This window comes from Planctomycetota bacterium (assembly GCA_035574235.1).
Lineage (GTDB): Bacteria > Planctomycetota > MHYJ01 > MHYJ01 > JACPRB01 > DATLZA01.
In genome coordinates this window covers 1-19,360 of sequence record DATLZA010000100.1, presented here as the reverse complement: position 1 = coordinate 19,360, position 19,360 = coordinate 1, and the positions used below count along the sequence as shown (strand labels likewise).

At 68.2% G+C, this 19,360-nt stretch carries 15 protein-coding genes; 9 read left to right on the top strand and 6 right to left on the bottom strand.

The features are described from left to right. Nucleotides 1–100 precede the first annotated feature (100 nt). The 4 genes from VNO22_08545 (at nucleotide 101) to VNO22_08530 (ending at nucleotide 5,424) form a co-directional block, all read left to right on the top strand. A complete protein-coding gene (locus VNO22_08545) occupies nucleotides 101–1,399 on the top strand; it encodes a hypothetical protein (GenBank protein ID HXG61409.1) in 1,299 nt (432 codons plus the stop codon). A gap of 11 nt (nucleotides 1,400–1,410) precedes the next feature. Next, on the top strand, nucleotides 1,411–2,604 hold the full coding sequence (gene nagA / locus VNO22_08540; protein HXG61408.1) for an N-acetylglucosamine-6-phosphate deacetylase: 1,194 nt from the start codon (nucleotides 1,411–1,413) through the stop codon (nucleotides 2,602–2,604). After that, nucleotides 2,585–4,096, top strand: a complete 1,512-nt coding sequence (locus VNO22_08535; GenBank protein HXG61407.1) for a gluconokinase — start codon at nucleotides 2,585–2,587, stop codon at nucleotides 4,094–4,096. Before nagA ends, VNO22_08535 begins: the two co-directional genes overlap by 20 nt. 134 nt (nucleotides 4,097–4,230) lie before the next feature. Further along, complete coding sequence (locus VNO22_08530) at nucleotides 4,231–5,424, top strand: EAL domain-containing response regulator (GenBank protein HXG61406.1); 1,194 nt, start codon at nucleotides 4,231–4,233, stop codon at nucleotides 5,422–5,424. A gap of 20 nt (nucleotides 5,425–5,444) precedes the next feature. Here the strand turns inward: VNO22_08530 and VNO22_08525 are convergent, their stop codons facing one another. Then, nucleotides 5,445–8,168 carry a zinc-dependent metalloprotease gene (locus VNO22_08525; GenBank protein ID HXG61405.1) on the bottom strand — a complete coding sequence of 908 codons (2,724 nt, stop codon included), beginning with the start codon at nucleotides 8,166–8,168 and terminating at the stop codon, nucleotides 5,445–5,447. Between the two features lie 53 nt (nucleotides 8,169–8,221). Further along, nucleotides 8,222–9,133, bottom strand: coding sequence for a DMT family transporter (locus VNO22_08520; GenBank protein HXG61404.1), 912 nt, complete (start codon nucleotides 9,131–9,133; stop codon nucleotides 8,222–8,224). 133 nt (nucleotides 9,134–9,266) lie between these two features. Here VNO22_08520 and VNO22_08515 point away from each other — a divergent pair, with 133 nt between their 5' ends. From VNO22_08515 to VNO22_08495, 5 genes are read left to right on the top strand one after another with little or no spacing between them, the layout of a single operon-like run. Beyond that, nucleotides 9,267–10,508 carry a Gfo/Idh/MocA family oxidoreductase gene (locus tag VNO22_08515; GenBank protein HXG61403.1) on the top strand — a complete coding sequence of 414 codons (1,242 nt, stop codon included), beginning with the start codon at nucleotides 9,267–9,269 and terminating at the stop codon, nucleotides 10,506–10,508. A gap of 58 nt (nucleotides 10,509–10,566) precedes the next feature. After that, on the top strand, nucleotides 10,567–11,838 hold the full coding sequence (locus VNO22_08510) for an MFS transporter (GenBank protein ID HXG61402.1): 1,272 nt from the start codon (nucleotides 10,567–10,569) through the stop codon (nucleotides 11,836–11,838). A 16-nt stretch (nucleotides 11,839–11,854) separates the two neighbouring features. Then, a complete protein-coding gene (locus VNO22_08505) occupies nucleotides 11,855–12,187 on the top strand; it encodes a 4a-hydroxytetrahydrobiopterin dehydratase (GenBank protein HXG61401.1) in 333 nt (110 codons plus the stop codon). 53 nt (nucleotides 12,188–12,240) lie between these two features. Continuing rightward, nucleotides 12,241–13,446: a hypothetical protein gene (locus tag VNO22_08500; GenBank protein HXG61400.1), complete on the top strand. Its 1,206-nt coding sequence runs from the start codon at nucleotides 12,241–12,243 to the stop codon at nucleotides 13,444–13,446. Further along, complete coding sequence (locus VNO22_08495) at nucleotides 13,436–14,815, top strand: hypothetical protein (GenBank protein ID HXG61399.1); 1,380 nt, start codon at nucleotides 13,436–13,438, stop codon at nucleotides 14,813–14,815. Before VNO22_08500 ends, VNO22_08495 begins: the two co-directional genes overlap by 11 nt. Here VNO22_08495 and VNO22_08490 read toward each other — a convergent pair. The 4 genes from VNO22_08490 to VNO22_08475 all read right to left on the bottom strand — a co-directional run bounded on the left by VNO22_08490 (nucleotide 14,812) and on the right by VNO22_08475 (nucleotide 18,937). Next, nucleotides 14,812–15,957: a Gfo/Idh/MocA family oxidoreductase gene (locus VNO22_08490; protein HXG61398.1), complete on the bottom strand. Its 1,146-nt coding sequence runs from the start codon at nucleotides 15,955–15,957 to the stop codon at nucleotides 14,812–14,814. The genes VNO22_08495 and VNO22_08490 overlap by 4 nt on opposite strands. Nucleotides 15,958–15,965: 8 nt before the next feature. Continuing rightward, entirely contained in the window at nucleotides 15,966–16,802 is an 837-nt protein-coding gene (locus VNO22_08485) for an aldolase (GenBank protein HXG61397.1), read from the bottom strand. A 26-nt stretch (nucleotides 16,803–16,828) separates the two neighbouring features. Further along, nucleotides 16,829–17,761, bottom strand: coding sequence for a carbohydrate kinase family protein (locus VNO22_08480; protein ID HXG61396.1), 933 nt, complete (start codon nucleotides 17,759–17,761; stop codon nucleotides 16,829–16,831). Nucleotides 17,762–17,830: 69 nt separating this feature from the next. Beyond that, nucleotides 17,831–18,937 (bottom strand): aldo/keto reductase, encoded by a 1,107-nt coding sequence (locus tag VNO22_08475; GenBank protein HXG61395.1) that lies wholly within the window; start codon nucleotides 18,935–18,937, stop codon nucleotides 17,831–17,833. Nucleotides 18,938–19,360 lie beyond the last annotated feature (423 nt).

Sequence of the window (19,360 nt, the reverse complement as noted above, 5' to 3'; positions counted from 1 at the left end):
ATTCAAAGGCCGGAAGCCGCTCCTGCGCCTTACGGCGGGGGAATCGACCCGTTGCCGGATCTTGACAACCGCCCGCGGGGCGTCAAGATACACTTGGACTATGTCCGAACTCCCCGCGGGAATCGACCCCGACATCTTCGAAGACCTGTACATTTCCATCGACGGCCTGAAGCTCTGCCGGATCCTCCAGCGGCCCACGGAACTTTGGGAGATGGTGCAGCTCGTGCGGGTCGAGCGGGCCATGGTGCGCGGGGAGATCTACCGCTACGAAGGCCTGCGGGAGGCGTACCGGGCCGCGGGGATCGCCCGGACCATTCTCCAAAGGCTCGACGGCATCCGGGAAAAGCAGGGCGGGATGATTCGCTCGCTGCGGACGTTTCTGGCGGGACTTCCGACGGCGCCCAGGGACTCCGAGCTGCTTGAGCTGGCGATCGCCTTCATCACGATTTCCCAGAAGGGCCGCGAGGCGGTGGCGCGCTGGATCGCCGATCCGGCGGGCCAGGCGGCCGACGCGACCGCGAAAGTCAAGGTGATCGCCGGGATCGTCGAGACGTACCAGAAGGCGCTGCGGGAATGGCGGCCCTCTCCGCCGCCGCCTTCGAGCCCCCTCGACCGGGAGAACCGGCCGCAGCTCAGCCCGCGCTTCCAGCGCCTCGAAAAGCCGCTCGAGGGGCCGCTGCTTCCGTCCGCCGACGGGGCGCCCGCGGCGGTCGAGTCCGCCCCGGTGCCAGCGGCGGCTCCGCCCGCTCCCCCTCCGGCCCCGGCGGCCGCTCCGGCGCCGGTCCCGGCGCCCGCGGCTCCCGCTCCGGCGCCGAACCGCGTCGAAGCTCCCGTGTCGCCGCCTCCCGCGCCCGAGCCCGCCGCCGCCCCGGCCTCTTCGTCGGAGACGGTGTCGATTATCCTTCCGCGGGGCGTGAACCCGGAAATCCTCAACGACGTGCGTCGCGTGGACCAGTGCCGGCAGATTTTCGCCGAGACGCACCAGGAGATCGAGGTGTGGGAGGTCTTCTGCCTGGTCATGCTCGACGCGGAGGCGACCCGCAACGCCGTGGAGCGGCTTTTGCATCTCAAGAGGAAGGGGGAACAGCAGGCCTTCGTGGATGGGGCGCTGGAGCTTTTCGAGAAGCTCCTGAAGATTCGCGCCCAGCTGGGCAAATTCGTGCGCGAACTGCGCGCTTACCTGGCCACCCTTCCGGTGGGCAGCTTCGGGCGCGAGACGATGGAGATGGCGCTGGGCTTCATCGTGGCCTCCGGCCGCGGACGCGAGCGCGCCCAGCTCTGGCTTTCCGAGCCGGCGCGCTACCGTGCCGAAGCCGCCGGACGTCTCGAAGACATCATCAGCCGTACCATGAACTATCAGACCGCCCTCCGCATGCTGTACCCGGAGGCCGCCCGCTGACCGCCTCTTCCATGGCGCCGGTGTCCCTCGTCCTGACGTCCGTTCGGTTGCCGGGGCGGCCGGGGACGTGGGATCTCCACGTCGCCGGGGAGCGCCTGGCGGCGGTGACCCCGTCGGGCGGGCCCGTGCCCCCCGGCGCCCGGCGTCTCGACGGCGCGGGCCTGACGGCCTGTCCGGGCTTCATCGATCTGCACGTTCACGGCGGCCGCGGAGCCGATTTCATGGACGCCACGGAGGAGGCCTTCGACACGATCGGTCGGTTCCACGCCTCCGGGGGCACCACCGCCTACCTGCCCACGACCGCCACGGAGTCGCCGGAGGCGATCCTGGCCGCGATCGACATGGCCGCGCGCTGCCGGGAGCAGAGGATCGGCGGGGTCGAGATCCTCGGCGTTCACGTGGAAGGTCCCTACATGGCTCCCGGCAAGAGCGGCTGCCACGATCCGGGGTTCGTTCGGCCGCCCTCGCCGGAGGAGAACCGCGCCTACCTGGACCGCGCGGCCGTCATCCGGCGGATCACGCTCGCCCCGGAGGTTCCCGGCGTCCTCGAATTCATCCGGGAGGCGTCCCGCCGCGGGATCGTTCCTTCGGGGGGCCACAGCAACGCGACGCTCGAGGAGACGCTGCGCGCCCTGGACGCCGGGATGTCGATGATCACGCACCTCTATTCGGCGATGTCCACGATCGTCAAGCAGGGCCCCTTCCGCGTTCCGGGGATGCTCGAGGCCGCGCTTCTGGACGACCGGCTGGGGACGGAGCTCATCGCGGACCTCAAGCACGTGCCGCGGGAGCTCCTGCTTCTGGCGATGAAGGCGAAGGCCGAGCGCGCGGTATGCTTCGTGACCGACGCCATGCGGGGCGCCGGAATGCCCGACGGAACGTACACGTTCGGTTCGGCGCGGGGGACGCCCGCCGTCGTCGAGGGCGGCGTCGCGAGGAATCTCTCCAACACCGGCTTCGCCAGCTCGACCGCGCGGATGATCGATCTGGTCCGAAACGCCGTGGAGGCGCTGGGCCTGTCGCTGGAGCAGGCGGTCCGCCGCGCGAGCCTGATCCCGGCGGTTCTGGCCGGAGTGGCCGACCGCAAGGGCGCGCTGGATCCGGGGAAAGACGCGGACATCGTGCTTGTTTCGACCGAGCCGCGGCTGGAGGTCCGGTGGACGCTGGCGCGGGGACAGGTGGTCTATGACGCCGCCCGCGCCTGAAGCGCCCTTCGTGCTGACGCTCGACGTAGGGACTTCCTCCGCCCGGGCCCTTCTTTTCGACGGCGCGGGGCGCGCCGTGCCGGACTTCGAAACGCGCCGGTCCTACCGTCCCCGCGCGACCGCCGACGGAGGGGGGGACTTCGATCCCGCGGAATTGACGGCGGCGGTGGAGGATCTTCTGGACGAGGCGGCCGTCCGGGCGGAACGCTTTTCTCCGGCGGCCGTGGCCTGTTGCACCTTCTGGCACAGCCTGATGGGCGTGGATGCGGCGGGGGAGCCCGTGACTCCGCTTTACACCTGGGCGGACCTGCGCAGCGCGGCGGAGGCGCGCTCCCTGCGGGCGTCCCTCGACGAGGCGGCCTACCACGAACGGACGGGATGTTTTCTCCATCCGTGCTATCATCCGGCCAAGCTTCGCTGGATCGCCCGGACGCAGCCCGACGTCTTCGCCCGAGCGGCCCGCTGGGTATCGTTCGGCGAATTTCTGTACGCCCGCTGGTTCGGGCGGTTTCGGGCGACCGTGTCCATGGCTTCCGCCACCGGCCTTCTCGATGTCCGATCCTGTCTCTACGACGAGGAAATCCTGAGGGCCGCCGGCGTCCGGCAGGAGCAGCTCTCGCCGCTCGGAGACGTGGGGGACGCGTTCCGCGGCCTGCGGCCCGAGGGGGCCCGGCGGTGGCCGGCGTTGCGGGACCTTCCGTGGTTTCCGCCGGTCGGGGACGGCGCCTGCAACAACCTCGGCGCCGGCGCCGTGACGCCCGAACGCGCGGGGGTCATGGTCGGCACCTCGGGGGCGCTCCGTGTCGTCGTGCCGGCCGAGCGCTTGGGGGCGCTACCGGGGCTTTTCGCCTATCGAGTGGACCGGCGCCGTGGGGTCGTCGGCGGAGCGCTCAACGACGGGGGCAATCTGATCGAGTGGGCGCGGCGGACGTTTCGGCTGCCGGAGGAGGCGGAAAGGGAGGTCGCCGGAATGGAGCCGGACGCTCACGGCCTGACGTTTCTGCCGCTTCTGGCCGGCGAGCGCAGCCCGGGATGGGCGGCGGATGCGCGGGGGGCGATCGTGGGGCTCCGGATGGCGACGCGGCCGGTCGAGATTCTGCGGGCGGCGATGGAGGCGGTGGCCTGCCGCTTCCGCCTGATCCTTCGGCGGCTCGAAGGGGTGCGGGAGGCCGTGGCTTCGGGAGGGGCGCTCCTGCGGTCTTCGGCCTGGATGCAGATTCTGGCGGACGCTCTGGGGGTTCCGGTCGCGGCTTCGGAGGAGCCGGAAGCGTCCTGCCGCGGGGCGGCGCTCCTGGCGCTGGAGGCGCTGGGGAAGGTCGGGCGGCTGGAGGATCTTCCGGCGCGGACGGGCCGGCGTTTCGAGCCCGATCCGGCGCGGCACGCCCGCTATGCGCGGGCGACGGAGCGGCAGGAGCGGTACTACGCGCGTCTCATCTCGGAAAACCCTCAAGGGGCGCCGGCGGGCGGCACGCCCTTCACCCACGTCGGATAAACCGACAGTTCTGTAGGTTTCCCCCGCGGGAAACCGTCCTGTCGTTTGGCATGCGGTATGCTCCAGAAGACGGTGCGAGCGGGAGATTCGACCGGCGTTCGTCGAGTCCTCCGGGAGTCATAAGGAGGGAAATCGTGAAAGACCATGATCCATCGCACCGCCGGGTTCTGCTTCTGGATGACGATCCGACGACGCTTCTTCTGCTCTCCGAGCATCTGAAGGGCTACGGTCTCGATGTCGTGACCTGCCGGGAGCTGGAGGCGGCCGAGGCGGTGGTCGAGCATGTCCGGCCGGACGTCGTGGTGACCGATCTCTGCCTGTCCGAGCTGGGGGGGCTGGACGGAACGCGTCTCGTGCGGCACGTGGCGGCCTGCTTTCCCCGGACGAGACTTTTCGTTCTGAGCGGTCACGTCACGCCGGGGGTGCGCCGGCTGCTGGCTTCGCTGGGAGCGGAGGTGTTCGACAAGCCCGTCGATCCGAAACGGCTGGCGTTGAGGATTCTGGAGGGCGCTCCGGGCGCCGGGGCGTCCTCGGCCGGGGTGGTGGAGGCGCTTGAGCCGCTGGATGATTTTCTGGCCGCCGGGGACGTTCACGCGGTGCTTCAGCCGATCGTGGACCTTTCCCGGGGAACTCCTCCTTTTCCGGTTCTCGGGTTCGAGGCCCTGGCGCGCGGTCCGGAGGAGTCGGTGTTGCGGAACCCGGAGATCCTCTTCGATTACGCGCTGCGCAAGGAGCGGCTTTACGAGACCGACCTCCTGTGCATCCGCGCGGCCTTGGCGGAAGCGAGGCTTCTGGGCGGCCGGTACCGTCTCTTCCTGAACGTTCAGCCGCGATCCCTGGCGCATCCGCGTTTCGCCGACGAAGTCGTCCGCCTGGTTGAGCGATCGGGGTTCGCGCCGGAGGGGATCGTTCTGGAGCTGACGGAACAGGGGACGATCCTGAACGCGCCCGCCTTCGCGGAGGCTCTGGCCGAGGCGCGCCGGCGGGGCTTTCAAGTGGCCATGGACGATTACGGGCTGGGGCATTCGAATCAGCATTTCCTCCTCGAGTTCAAGCCCGATTATGTGAAACTGGCCGGCTACTTCTGCCGGGGGATCGAACGCGACGCGGCCAAGCAGGAGGTCGTCCGCTCGACGGCGCGGATGCTTCAGAAGCTTCGGATCCCGGCGATCATGGAATGCCTGGAAACCCGGGAGGAACTGGAGGCGGTCCGCCGGCTCGGGGTGAAGTACGGACAGGGCTACCACTTCTCGCGCCCCCTCCGGGCGGAAGGGTTACGCCGGGCGGGGGCGCTGAGCCGCCGGGCGTCCAGCCCTCTGAGCTGCTGATCCCTTCGGGTGGCGGGCGCCTATCGGAAGCTCCCGCCGCCGATCGAGAAGGCGGCCTCGAGCGCCCTCCGGATTCTCTGACGGGCCTCTTCGAGGTGGGAGAGGCTGTAGCGGTCGAACGCCGGGGGCGGATCGACCCGAAGCACGCGGTCGATTCGGTCGTGGATCTGCTTGAGCTCGTGCCAGGCGAGCGTGCGCGCCTGCCGCGGGTATCCCCAGCCGCGCGATTCCGCTTCCAGGGACATGTGGATGAGATGCGCCACGTATTCCCGCTGGAGGTTGCGGCGGAAGCTCGAGAGGAAGGGCTGCCGCTCCGAGTAGCGCGCCTCTCCCGGGGGCGGCTGGAGAATCTCGGTGAAGACCGCCTGGGTGAGAGAGGCGAAGACCTCCGGAAGCGTCAGGGCGTCGCGGTCGCGGGGCGTGCGCAGCTCCGCGTCCATCACCCGCTGGAGGGTTTCGGGGTTGAGCACTCCGAGGATCGCCCAGCGCTGGAGCAGGAGGACGTAGTCGTGGATGGGGAACTCCACGTCGAAATCGAATTCCTGGCCCCAGTCCCGCCAGCGGTTCGCCCCCAGGCGGTTGAGGAGGTCGGGGGAGAACCGATAGGCGGCGTCGGAGAAGACGTGGTCGCGCAGGAACGCCAGCGCCTCGCGCTGCTTGTCGCCGGTCAGGGGCGTCACGGGAGGCCGCTCGCCGGGATCTCCGCGGTGGTCGCGCGCGATCGAGTGGCCGCCCACGTGGCGGGCGGCGCGACCGGCCGCCTCCAGGCGCTCGAGAAGCAGCACCATAAAGGCGCGCCGGGCTTTGGCGTAGGAGTCGCCGGGGCGCACGGCGCGGTCGAGAAGTTTCTCCTGGATCTGCTGAACCAGACGCATCCGTTCGACGCTGTAGGCCAGCGGATCGCTGCCGAAATCGAAGAGTTCGATCAACGGGTCGCTCGACCAGAGGTCTTCGTCGGTGCCGTAGGCGAGTCCCTTCTCGGCTCCGCGGCGGGCGATTTTGTCGAGCTCGGGCTTTTCCTGTTCGGGCGAGGGGGCCGCCAGCGGCTTGTAACCGTACTCGATCGCCCAGTAGTCGTAGGGGCCGATCGTGCAGGGGACGTACCGGGCGGGCTTCTTGGGGTCGGCGGGGATCCAGAGGGGGTTGTAGTCCATGACCGAGCCGCTGGTGTCCTCCGGCGGGGCGTCGCCCGCCAGCTCGTCGAGGGAGCGCCAGCTGGAGGCCTTGAAGTTGTGGCGCAGGCCCAGCGTGTGGCCGACTTCGTGCATGACGATTTCCTTGACCACCTGATCCACAAACTCCTCGGGCCACTTGTCCAGGGCGTCCTCTCCCGAGAGGGCCAGACCGGCCAGCTGGGCCAGATGCATCTGCTGCAGGAGGCCGCGGCCGAGAGAGCAGGCCTTGCGGCCGTTGCCGTCGAGCATCCCCATCGCTTCCCGTTCGCGCAGCGCGGCCAGGATCGATTCGCGGGATTCCCGGTCCCCGGGCAGCTCGGCCAGGAGCGGATCGATTTCCGGACGCGCGTCCAGGAACTCCCGCAGGCGCGGCGAAAGTCTCGCCCGGGCGGCTTCCCCGATGAGGAGCCGGTGGTCCTGGAGGTAGGCGCGGATCATGGCGTCGTCGAAGATGATGTCGGCGTCGAGGATCTGGCCGGTGCGCGGGTCCACGCGCGAGGGGCCCATGGCGAAGGCGCGGTCGCTGGTGATCCAGCGGAAGAAGTTGTACCGGACATCCTCGGGGTCGAGCGCGGCGAACTCGTTCGTGTCGGTCTGCTGGCGCACGACGATGGCCTCGCTGATGCCGATTTTCTCGAAGGCCTTGTTCCATTCGAGAATGCCTTCGCGGACGGCCCGGCGGTACTGCACGGGGACGGTCTTTTCGATGTAAAAGACGATCGGCTCCTTGGGCGGCGAGAGTTTCAGGCGCGGATCGGCCTTCTGGATGTGCCAGCGGTTGATGTAGCGGACGAAACGGGTGTCGTCCTTGGGGCTCTTGGAGTAATCCTTCACGGAGGTGAGGAAATAACCTACGCGGTCGTCGGCCAGCCGCGGGCGGTATCCGGTTTCCTTAAGCTCCGAGAGGCTGTAGTGCACGGTGGTGATCGGCCCGCGTCCCATCGGAGGAAGGTCCACCTCGATTTCCAGATTGCTCGGGAAGACCTTGAGCTGGTGAAGCTTGGCGGTCATGGGATCGATGCCGCGCGGGAGAAACAAGCGTGTGAAGGCGGGTCCAAGGAACTGAGGGGAACGCTGGGTCAGGAGCATGAAAAGGTCGATGACGGGAGCTCCGGACGGGGTGACCGTGACGATGTCGGCGAAGGCGATGATCGATTCGGTGTAGTTGCGCCGGACGGAGGAGGCCAGGGGGTCGTCCGGGCGGGCGCGGTGGCGGACTTCAGGCTCGATCAGCAGAAGCCTCCGGTCCACCCGGATCCACTGGACCAGGTATTCCTCCCACATCCAGCCGCTCATGTCGCCGCGGGCGAAGCTCGTGGCCAGGAGGAAGGGCTTATTGAGCCGCTCGGCGGGGATTTCGGCCAGGAGGCGGTTGTCTTTCTGGTAGAGGGTGTAATAGCCTTTCTTGACTTCGAGATCCCGGACGACGTCCTCGAAGCGGGGGAACTCGGGCGGTTTGGGGGGCGGCGGCTGGGGGGCGGCCGGGGCGGCGGGGGTCGGCGGAGCGGGCGGCGGCTTGGGAGGTTCCTGAAGGGCCGCCAGAAGGCTCGCCAGGACGAGGATGCGCATGGGAACCCTCCCGTCGATTTCAGGTTGACGAAAGCCCGCAGATCCCGCCTCTACTATGGGACGGCGGAAAGTTCGTCGCGTTTGACGATTTCTTCATTCCCGCCGGCGCGATTCCGGCGGAGCGCGCGGCGCAGGAGGAGCCACGCGGTGGGGGCGGCCACAAGGATCATGCCGGCCGCGGCCCAGGCGTTCACCGTGCGGTGCCAGAGGAAGACGTCGTAGCCGACCGCGAAGAGGAGCTGGGTGAGGCCCACCACGGAGACGCGCGCGGGCACTCCGAGCGCGAAGGCGCGGGTGAGCCCGATCTGTCCCACGGTTCCCACGAGGGCCACGCCCACGAGGAGCGCCATCGCCTGGGCGTTTCGGAGCGCCGGCAGATGCGGTTCCAGGCCCGAAAGGGACAGGACCGCGCCGCCCACCGCCGTGGCCACGGCGGAGAAGTGGACGACGACCGCGCGAGGGTCGATCCCCCCCAGGCGATGCAGTCCCAGGACGGCCACGGCCGTGAAGGCCGCGTTGGCCAGAGCCACGAGGATGGCGAGGTTCCCTTCGCGGAAGTGGGGCTGGGCGATCAGGACGACGCCGAGCATGCTGACGCCCACGGCGGCGGCTTCCTTGAGTCCGGGGCGCTCGCCGAGGAGAGGCCAGGAGAGGAGGGTGACCCAGACGGGGACGGTGTTCATCAGAGTGACCGCATCCGAAAGGGGCAGGTGGGTGACGGAGTAGAAGGTGGAAAGAAGCGCCGCGCTGCCGGCGAGGCTGCGCATCCAGAGGGCGGGCGGCCGCAGGAAGGCGAGGCGGACGCGTCCGGCCCGCGCGATGACGAAGGCGAAAAGGAGCATGAGCCCCACGCGGGCCAGGGCCACCAGCCGCCAGTCCGCGCCGCGTTCGGAGGCGGCGCGGCCCAGGGCGTTCATGGTGGCGAAGCTCGCCGCCGCCAGGAGCATCCAGAGGTAGGGCGCCATGGCGGGGGAGTGTACCCGAAGGAGGGCGCGCGGGGTATCCCGTTTCGGTCCCGGCGGGGCGGCTTCAAAGCTTTGATTTGCCGGGCGGGGATGGTAAGGTACCGGCTCTCGCGGGAAACGAAAGGGGAGACTTATGGCGAAGCGGCTCGGGGTGGGCGTCGTCGGCGCCGGGTTCGTGGGGACTTTTCACATCAAGTCGTTCGTGGGCGTCCGGCATGCGGACATTCTGGGGGTGTGCAGTCGGACGCGGGCCAAGGCCGAGAAGGCCGCCAAGCTGGCGCGCGACCTCGGGGTGGGGGAGGCCAGGGCGTACACCTCGATTTCCGAGATGGTCAAGGCGCCCGGGATCGACGCGATCTGGGTGTGCAGCCCGAACTTTTCCCGCGTGGAGGTGATCCAGGAGATCGTGGACGCCGGCAAGGGGAAGCTCCTCGGGATCGCCTGCGAGAAGCCGCTGGCGCGCAACGTGAAAGAGGCGCGCAAGGTGGTGGAGCTGGTCAAGGGATTCAACACGGGATACCTCGAGAACCAGGTGTACGCCCCCATGGTGGCCCGGGGCAAGGAGATTCTCTGGCGCCGCGGGGTGCCTTCGGCGGGCCGGCCGTATCTGGCGCGGGCGGCCGAGGAGCACGGCGGTCCGCACGAGCCGTGGTTCTGGAAGGGGAAGGAGCAGGGCGGCGGCGTGCTCAACGACATGATGTGCCACTCGATCGAGGCGGCGCGGTTCCTCCTGACGGATCCCCGCAAGGGGCGCGACAGCCTCAAACCCCGCACCGTCAGCGCCGAGATCGCGACCCTCAAGTGGGCCCGTCCGGACTACGCCCGGAAGCTCAAGGAGCGCATGGGGGTCGATTACACGCGCCGCCCCAGCGAGGACTTCGCCCGGGCGACCGTGACCTGGGAGGACGAGGAAGGCCGGCCGGTCCTGACGGAAGTGACCACCTCGTGGAGCTTCATGGGGCCGGGGTTGCGGCTTTCGATGGAGGTCATGGGCCCCGAGTACTTCATGCAGGGCAGTTCCCTCAACAACCATCTGCAGGTCTTCTTCTCCCGCGAGGTGCGCGGCAAGGAGGGGGAGGATCTGGTCGAAAAGCAGGCGGCCGAGCAGGGGCTCATGCCGGTCGTGCCGGAGGAGGAAAGCGAGTACGGCTACACGGCCGAGAACCGGCACATGGTGGAGTGCTTCCGCACGGGGCAGAAGCCTATGGAGACCTTCGAGGACGGCCTGGAGGTGACGAAGCTTCTGATGGCCTGCTACATGTCGGCGGAGCGGGGAGAGCGGCTGTCGTGGCCCCCGAAAGGGCTGGACGAGTACGTGCCGGCTCCGGCGCGCGAGGAGTACACGGCGGAGGACGTCTTCAAGGGAAGGAAGTGACCGGACGCCGGGTGGAGGGGACGGCATGTCGCTGATCGTTCGCCCAGGAGGTGCTGCGATGGATGGCGCGCGGCGGGGGATGCCCCTTCTGCGGACCCGGCTGTTCGTGATGATGCTGCTGGAGTTTTTCATCTGGGGGGCGTGGCTGCCCCTCATTTTCGGCTATCTTCCGGCCCTGGGCTTTTCCTCGCTCCAGCAGTCGCTCATCCTGAACGCGTTCCCGGTCGCCGCGATCGTGGGCATGTTCTTCAGCAACCAGTTCGCGGACCGCAACTTCGCCGGGGAGCGGTTTCTGGCCTTCAGCCACCTGGTGGGCGGATTGGCGATGCTCGGGCTGGGGTTCACCCGGAGCTTCTGGCCGTTCTTCGCCCTGATGACGGTCCACTGCCTGTTCTACGTGCCCACGATTTCGATCACGAACTCCATCGCGTTCGCCAGCCTCAAGGACGCGCAGAAGGAGTTCGGTCTGGTCCGCATGGGGGGCACGATCGGATGGATCCTGGCCGCCTGGCCGATCTATTTCATCTTCCAGGGTCTGAATCCGGAGCAGGTCGTGGACGCCACGCGGTGGACGTACGTCGTGGCGGGGGCGGCGTCGCTCGCCCTGGCGATCTTCAGTCTGTCGCTTCCCCACACGCCGCCGCGGAAGGCCGGGGAGGCGGGGGCCGGGAAGCTCGCCTGGCTGGAGGCCATGAAGCTTCTGCGGCATCCCTTCGTACTGGTGCTCTGGATCATCACGTTCGTGGATTCGTTCGTGCACACGTGCTACTTCAGCTGGACGGGCCGGTTTCTGGCCAGCCCCGTGGTGGGTCTGGAGGGCAAATGGATCATGCCCGTCATGAGCATCAGTCAGGTCTCGGAGATTCTGACCATGGCGGTGCTCGGCCTGGTGCTCAAGAAGCTGGGGTGGCGGGCGACGATGACGCTCGGGATTCTGGGGCACGCGGCGCGCTTCGCGGTGTACGCCTTCGCGCCGAGTCCGGCGCTCGTCGTCGGGGTCCAGGTCCTGCACGGCATCTGCTACGCGTTCTTCTTCGCCACGGTCTACATCTTCGTGGATGCGTTCTTCCCCAAGGATGCGCGTTCCAGCGCCCAGGGCCTCTTCAACGTGATGATTCTGGGGATCGGGCAGCTGGTGGCCAATTTCCTGTGCCCGGTGCTTTTCGACGAGGTCTTCACGAAGAACGGGGTCACCGACTGGCGTTCGATGTTCATCATGCCCACGCTGATCGCCCTGGGGGCGGCGGTGGCGCTTGCCGTCTTCTTCCGGCCGCCCCGGACGCAGGAGGCGGGGGCGTCCGTTCCGGAGGCGCAGCCGTCGGGAGCCTGATCGGGAGGAGACTTTCGTGGCTCTGGCGGATCGGAAATGCGGGCCGTGCAAGGGGGGCACGCCGCCCCTCCCGCGGGAGGAAGCCGAAAAGCTCCGGGCGGCGGAGGTTCCCCGGTGGGAGCTTTCCGAGCGCGCGGACCGGCTCCGGCGCGAGTTCTCCTTCAAGGACTTCAGGAAGGCGATGAAGTTCGTCCACGCCATGGCGGAGCTGGCAGAGGCGGAAGGCCACCACCCGGATTTTCACGTCCACTACAACAAGGTGCTCGTCGAGATCTGGACGCACAAGATCGGCGGGCTTCACGAGAACGACTTCATCCTGGCCGCCAAGATCGACCGGCTGGCCCGATGAATCCCGATAAAATTTTCCCCGGGGCCGGAACCGCGGGCTAGAATTTCATCGGGATGGGGAACGGGAGAGGCGGCCGGACCGCGCTCGCGGCGGCATGGCTGGCGGCGGCGACCGCGGCGGCCTTCGCGCAGGACCAGCAGCTGGGCGCCCGCACCAAGGCCATGGGCGGAAGCTACACCGCCTTCGAGGACGATCCGGTGTCCATCTGGCTCAACCCCGCCGGGATCGCTACGCAGCCCAACCAGATGTCGATTTCGTACCAGACCTACACGACCTACCCCCTCCAGCGGGAGCTTTCGGCCGGCGGCACCGCGATCGAATTCTCCGCCGAGGCGCGCACGACCTTCGTGGATCCGGCGCTTCTTCCGTCCTACCTGGGCTTCGTCTTCCAGCTCGGCACGGAAGACCTTCCCATGGCGGTCGGCATCTGTTACGCGCGGCCCTATCACCTCAACTACAGCTTCGACCGCGTGGAGGATCCCGCCCAGCAGGTCTTCGTTCCGGACACGAACGTCGAGGAGTCCTTCAGCCGGTTCCGGGCGGCTTTCGCGATCGACTTCCGGCGGGTCCGCGCGGGCGAGGCGGGATTTCTCACGCACGTGGCGCTCGGGGCGGGCGCGGACCTGGGGTACGAGCGCTGGGAATTCGACCACGAGGACGAGTCGATCCGCGACACCGCCACCGCGCCGGGGGGAGGCGGCGGGATCCTGGTGGGCCTCTACGACAACGGGGCGAGCTTCAAGCTCAACTTCGGCGCCGCCTACCAGAGCGCGATCCGGTGGGAGTTCAACTCGGATCCCCGGATCTTCCCGGCCTTCGACATGCCGCAGCAGGTGAACGTGGGGCTGACGGGCTATTTCTTCGAGGGGAGTTTGCTTCGCGCCACGGTGGACCTCCAGTGGGTGGACTGGAGCGCCACCGCCGAGAAGCCGACCTTCATCGGGCAGCCTTCCTTCGAGGACGCCGTCAACTACTCCGTGGGCCTCGAATACCGCTTCCGCGTGGCCGAGCGCGTCAACCTCTATCCGCGGGCCGGCTTCCGCCGGTTCCAGGCCCCGTGGGACGACGAGGACAACCTGCCGATGACGTCGAACTACAAGCTCCTCGTGGATACGGACGGGAGCCGCTTCAACATCTTCACGGCGGGCCTGGGGCTTTCCTGGACGGACGCGCGGGGCAAGAACTGGGCGCTCGACGCGGCGATGGACGTGGGCGGAGATTCCTTCAACCTGGCGTTCGGGTTCACGTATGAGCTGTAAAGCGCATCGGTGGCTCCGCGGGGCGGCGCTTCTGGGGGCGGCGCTCCTCCTTCGGGGGGACTCGTGCGGCGGAAACCTCGGAGAGAACGAGCCCCGCGCCGTGACGTTCCGCCTTTCGGTGGGGACGGGGACGGTGGAGGCCAACGGGGAGTCCGGCCCTCCTTCGGTTTCGGCGGACGGCCGGTACGTCGTCTTTTCCTCGAAGGCTCAGAACCTGGCCAGCGGCTCCACGGGCTTCGAGGAAATCTACTTTCGGGATCGAGTTTCCGATCTCGTGGTGAACGTCTCCCGCCTCGGCGACATCCGGGATCCGAAGAAGTTCGTGGCCGATTGCTTCAATCCGGCCGTGTCCGCCGACGGCCGATTCGTGGTTTTCCAGACGGCGACCGAGTTCGATGGAGTGAATCCCAACGCGGACGCCGGCCAGACGAACCTCTTCGTCCGGGACATGGTTACGGGGGCCCTGCGGCGCGTGGGCTACAGCAACGCGAGCGCCACAGATTGGCCGGACGCCTCGTTGGAGAATCCCAGCATTTCCGCCGACGGCCGCTACGTGGCCTTTCAGAGCATGGCCTCCGATCTGGGGAGCTTCTCAAGCGGAGGAGTCACCCAGGTTTACGTTGCCGACATGAGCGCTTCTCCGCCGACGTATGCGCTCGTCTCGCATGCGGCGGGCGCTTCCTCCACCGGCGCCGATGAGCACTCCGTGGATCCTCATCTTTCGGCGAACGGTCAGGTCGTGGTCTTCGCTTCGCGGGCTTCGAATCTCGGGTCGGGCGGCTCGGGGATTGCTCACATCTTTGCCGGAACCGCCCCGTGGACGGGGAATGTGACGCTCGTTTCCCGCGAAACGGGAGCGACGGGGACTCCGTTCGACAGAGATTCGAGAGTACCCTTTGTCAATTCCAACGCCACGCACGTGGCCTTCACGTCCATTGCCGGGAATCTCGGCGGATCCGGGCCGGCGGTGTTCGTACGGGAGCTTTCTTCTCCGTTCACGACGCGCCGGGTCGCCGAGAGTCCGTTCGCCTTCGAGCTGTCCGTCGGTCCGGCCGTTTTCCTCGCCGAGGCCGATCGCGTCGCCCTGACGCAGGACGGGCGGCTTCTGGCCTACACGCGGATGGTGCCCAACGCCAGGGATTCCTTCGGCCCTCCGGAGGATCTCCAGATCCGCGTTCAGGACCTCCTTTCGGGAGCCGAACGCGTGGTTTCCGTCGGGCCCGTGGGAGGACCGGGAAACAGCTACTCCCTGTCTCCGGTTCTCTCCTCGGACGGGCGCTGGGCGGTGTTTCTTTCCCTCGCCGACGATCTCGTGGTGGGCGACCGGAACGGAACCGTGGACGTCTTCGGCCACGGACCGCTGCGTTAGGCGTAATCGATTTCGACCGCCTGCCGGGTCTTCTGGGACTCCAGGGCCGCCGTGAACAGCCGGTGGGAGTCGAGCGCTTCTTCCGGGCGGACGCAGCCGTACGGGGCCCGGCCGTGGACCATCTCGTCCAGGAACGCCGCCCACATCTGAAGGATCGCGTCCGAGAATCCGAACTCGAAGATGCTTCCGGTGATCGTCCGGTAGATCGTTTCGTAGCCGAGGTTCTCCTCCTGCCACGTCTGAGGGCCGCCGGGGGCGTACTCCATGAACTGGAAGGCCTTCATGTTGCGGCTGGAGAAGCGGCAGCTGTAGCGGGTGCCGAGGATTTCGAGGTACCAGGTGTCGGTCTCGCCCGGGGCGATCCGGTAGATCCGGAGCGTCATCGGGAACGGAAGGCCGTCCGCCGGGTTGACGACGTCGCAGTGGAGCGTTCCGTTGTCCCACGTGAGGCACGGCACCCGGCCGCCCTTGCCGTCGGGCCGTTCGGAGACGATCTTGTTGAGCTGGGCGAAGACGCGGCGGGGACGCCATCCCGCCCGCAGCGGCACGTGGAGCGCGTGCATGCCGAGGTCGCCGAGGCATCCGTATTCCCCGTTGAACTCCACCTGCCGTTTCCAGTTGATGGGTTTTTCCGGGTTCAGATCCGAGGAATGCAGGAACCCGGCGTTCACCTCGATGATGCGCCCGAAGCGGTTTTCGCGGATCGCGCGCAGAACGCGCTGGGCGCCCGGCACGAACGGGAATTCCGAGGAACAGCGGACGAAGACGTCCGGGCGGCGGCGGATCTCCTCCACGATCGCGCGGCAGGCGGGCAGGTCGATGCCGAACGGCTTTTCGCCGAAGAGATGCTTGCCCGCGCGGATGATTTCCGTGTAGAGCTCGCGGTGGAGGTGATGCGGCACGGCGCAGTAGACGGCGTCGATGTCCGGGCGGGCCAGAAGCTCGCGGTACTCCGTCGTGACGGCCCGGAGGGACGGGAAATGACGGCGGTACCACTCGAAGATCGCGGGGTTCGTGTCGCAGAGTCCCACCAGGACGGGGCGGAAATCCACGTCGAGCAGGTGGCACCATCGGGCCGCGGCGGAGGCGAACTCGCGGCCCATGAGGCCGCCGCCGATGATGCCGAAGCGGATCTCGCGCATGGGATCGTTTACTCCTTGACGAAGCGGGCGGCCTGCTCGGGGGTGGCCCCCTCATGGACGAGGGCCATGAAGGCGCGGGTGATTCCCGCCGGATCCGGATGCTGGATGACGTTGCGGCCGTAGACGATGCCCCGGGCGCCCTGCTGCATCAGGTCGTAGGTCCGCCGCAGAATCTCCGCCGTGGGCGCCTTGCCTCCGCCGCGGACGAGCACCGGCACGCGGCCGGCGATCTCCACGACCTTGTGGTATTCCCGCACGTCGTCGCAGGGGTCGGCCTTGATGACGTCGGCGCCCAGCTCCACCGCCTGGCGCACGAGCGCCGTGATCTTGCGCAGGTCTCCGTCCACCATGTAGCCGCCGCCCTTGTCGTTGGGCCGCATGACGAGCGGTTCGATCATGAGCGGCATTCCGTAGCGCTCGCAGGCGGGCTTGAGGCGGCAGATGTTGTCCACGCACTGGCCGTGGAGGTCCGGCTGTCCGGGAAGAAGCAGGAGGTTCACCACCACGCAGGCGGCGTCCAGCGCCAGCGCCTGCTCCACCGGATCGTCGATCATTTTCGACCAGAGCGCCGAAGGCAGCGCCGGGTGATAGACGTTGGCCACGTCGGTGCGCAGGACGAGCGCGGGCTTGCGCGGTCCGGGCAGGTCCTGAAGGAGTCGGGCCTGGCCCACGGTGAGCTGGATGGCGTCCGGACCCGCCTCCGCGATGGTGCGGACGGCCTTTTCGAGGTCCTCGATCCCTCCGAGGAACGAGAACTCGTTGAAGAAGCCGTGGTCGACGGCGACGTCGAAGCACTTGCCCGTGCGGGCGAACAGGCGGTTCAGGCGCGGCTTGAGGTGGCTCATGGACGCGGGCTCCTTCGATGGCGGCCTCAGAGGTCCTGGATCGGCCGCAACCCCTCGGTGGTCGTTTCGTGCCCCAGGCAGGCGGCCGCGGCGGCGTGGGCCAGATCCAGGGCCTGCCGGAGCGGCCAGCCCTCGTGCAGGGCGTACAGCATCCCCGCGCAGAAGGCGTCTCCGGCGCCCACGGTGCTGACGATCCGCCGCACGGGCCGGGAGGGAACCCACGCCTCTTCGCCGGGCGCCTTGGCGAAGGCCCCTTCCGGCATGTGAACGACCACGAGATTCTCCCTCCACAGGAGCCGCGCCGCCTCCTCGAGCGCCTTGCGGTCGAACGATCCGTCCGGCCGGCGGATGCGCCGATCCGTGCATTCGCCGGCTTCGATTTCGTTGAGGATGAGGTAATCGATGTGCTCCAGCGCCGGCGGAACCACCTCGGCGAATCGGGCGCGCTCGGCGCTGACGAGGTCCACCGAGGTCTTCACGCCTTCGGCCCGCAGGCGCGCCAGGAGCCGGGGCGCCACCGGATCGATCCGATCCAGAAGCAGCAGGTAGGCCAGATGCAGGATCCGGCAGGAGCCCGGATCGACGTCGTCTTCCGAAAGCAGGGCGTTCGCCCCGCGGGCGTGGAAGAAGGTGCGCTTCCCGGTCGATTGGACGGTCATGACGTCCGTGAACGACGTGGGATGATCCAGGCTGACGCGGATGCCGGAAAAATCGACCTTGAGCTCGCGGGCTTCCTCGATGAGATACCGGCCGTCCTCGTCGTTGCCCACCCACCCGATTCCCACGAGAGGGAAGGGCGCCTTCATGCGGGCCAGGTCGATCAGGACGTTGTGGGCGCCCCCGCCGCCGCCGCGCGTGACGCTGAGGACCTGGGCGAGGCGCTCTTCCTGCGGCCAGGCGTCGATGATCTTGACGCGGTCGACGATCCAGTTGCCGGCGGCGGCTATCCCTCGCCTCATGGTTCCCCCGTGCGCGGAAGATGACCCTAGCTCCGGGGGGCGGGGGCGTCAACGTTTTCGGACTCGGTGTCAGGGTCCGGTCCCGAAGAGGGTCGCCAGCGCCTCCGCCGAAAGCGGCGGGACGGAGGCCACCTGGAGATTTTCCTCCACGTGTTCGGCGGTTTTCATTCCGCAGAGCGCCGCGGCGACGCCGGGGACGGAGCGGGCGAACTGCAGGCACCGCTGCGCGTCCGTGCGCAGGCCGGGGAACTTGTCGCGGGCGGAACGAAGCGCGGGGTGTCCCAGGAGGCGGCCCTGGACGAGCGGGGCGCTGGTGAACGCGACGAGTCCGAGCGCGGCGGCCGCCTCGAGGGCGGGCCGCTCCGTCCCGGCGACGGCTTGCGTGGGCACCGCGTACGCCTCGGGAAGCGCCAGACTCAGGGGGAGCTGGATGACGCGGAAGCGGTGATCCGCGCCTCCGGCCGCGCGGGCGCATTCCAGGGTGCGTTCGAGGGAGGCGTGCGTTTCGTCTCCGGGCGGGACCCGGTAGGCGTTCCAGGTGGCCGTGCCGTAGAACTGAAGCTTGCCTTCGCGGGCGGCCTCTTCGAGGGCGGCGAAGGCGGCGGTGAGGCGGCGATAGTATTCGTCCTCGCCCACTTCGGGAATCTGGGTTTCGGGATTGTGGACATAGTAGACGTCGATCGTTTCGACGCCGAGGTTGCGGCGGCTCCGGTCGAGTTCGTGCCGGAGGAACCCGGGCGCCATGCAATGGCCGCCCGCGGTCACGTCCTCGAGCCGGGCCAGACCGGGTCGGAGGATTTGGGTCTCGAACCACTCGCGGGTGGCCGGACCGAGGTCTCCGGTGATGAACCCGCCTTTGGTGCAGAGGACAACCTCCTCGCGGGAGACGAGACCCGAGGAGATCGCTTCGCGGAGGGCGGCGCCCACGGAGCGCTCGCTGCGCTCATACCGGTAGTTGATCGCGGAATCCAGAACGTTGACTCCGAGCTCCAGGGCCCGGCGGGCGGAGTCGGCATACTTGCGGTCCGTGACGGGATCCGCGTTGCCGAGATAGGTTCCCAGGCCGATGGAGGAAACCGTCAGTCCCAAGGGCGTCCGCCAGTGGCCCGGATCGAGTCCGGCATGGCGGCGGGCGAAGCCGGCGGTTCCTTCGGGCGTGGCTTTCCCGGCGATCATGGGGAGAAATTGTAGCGGCGCGGCCGGGGGGGCGTCCACGAGATTCCTGTTGACTCGGCTCCGGGGCGCCGGTAGAGTAATCCCTCGATGTTCGAGCGCGGCCGAGTCTGCATTCTTGTCATTCGACTTGCCACCTTCTAGGTGGCGCGCGCTCGGACTCTTCGAAGAAACGTTTGACCCGCGCCACCGAAAGGTGACGCGGGTTTTTTTGTTCCCGGCCCGGACGGCCGGCGGGCGCCGGCGGGCAGGGCGGATAGGTCTTGAAGGAAGCCGGGCGGTCGCGGTAGGATCGCGGGTCTTCGATCCCTTCCCGCGACCCGGCGGAAGTGCCGAGGTGTCGTATGGCTCGTCGACGGCGGAGGGCAATGGAACGTCGGATCGCCCTGAGGCGGAGGATCGCCGACCGGAAGCTTCTGCGGCGGT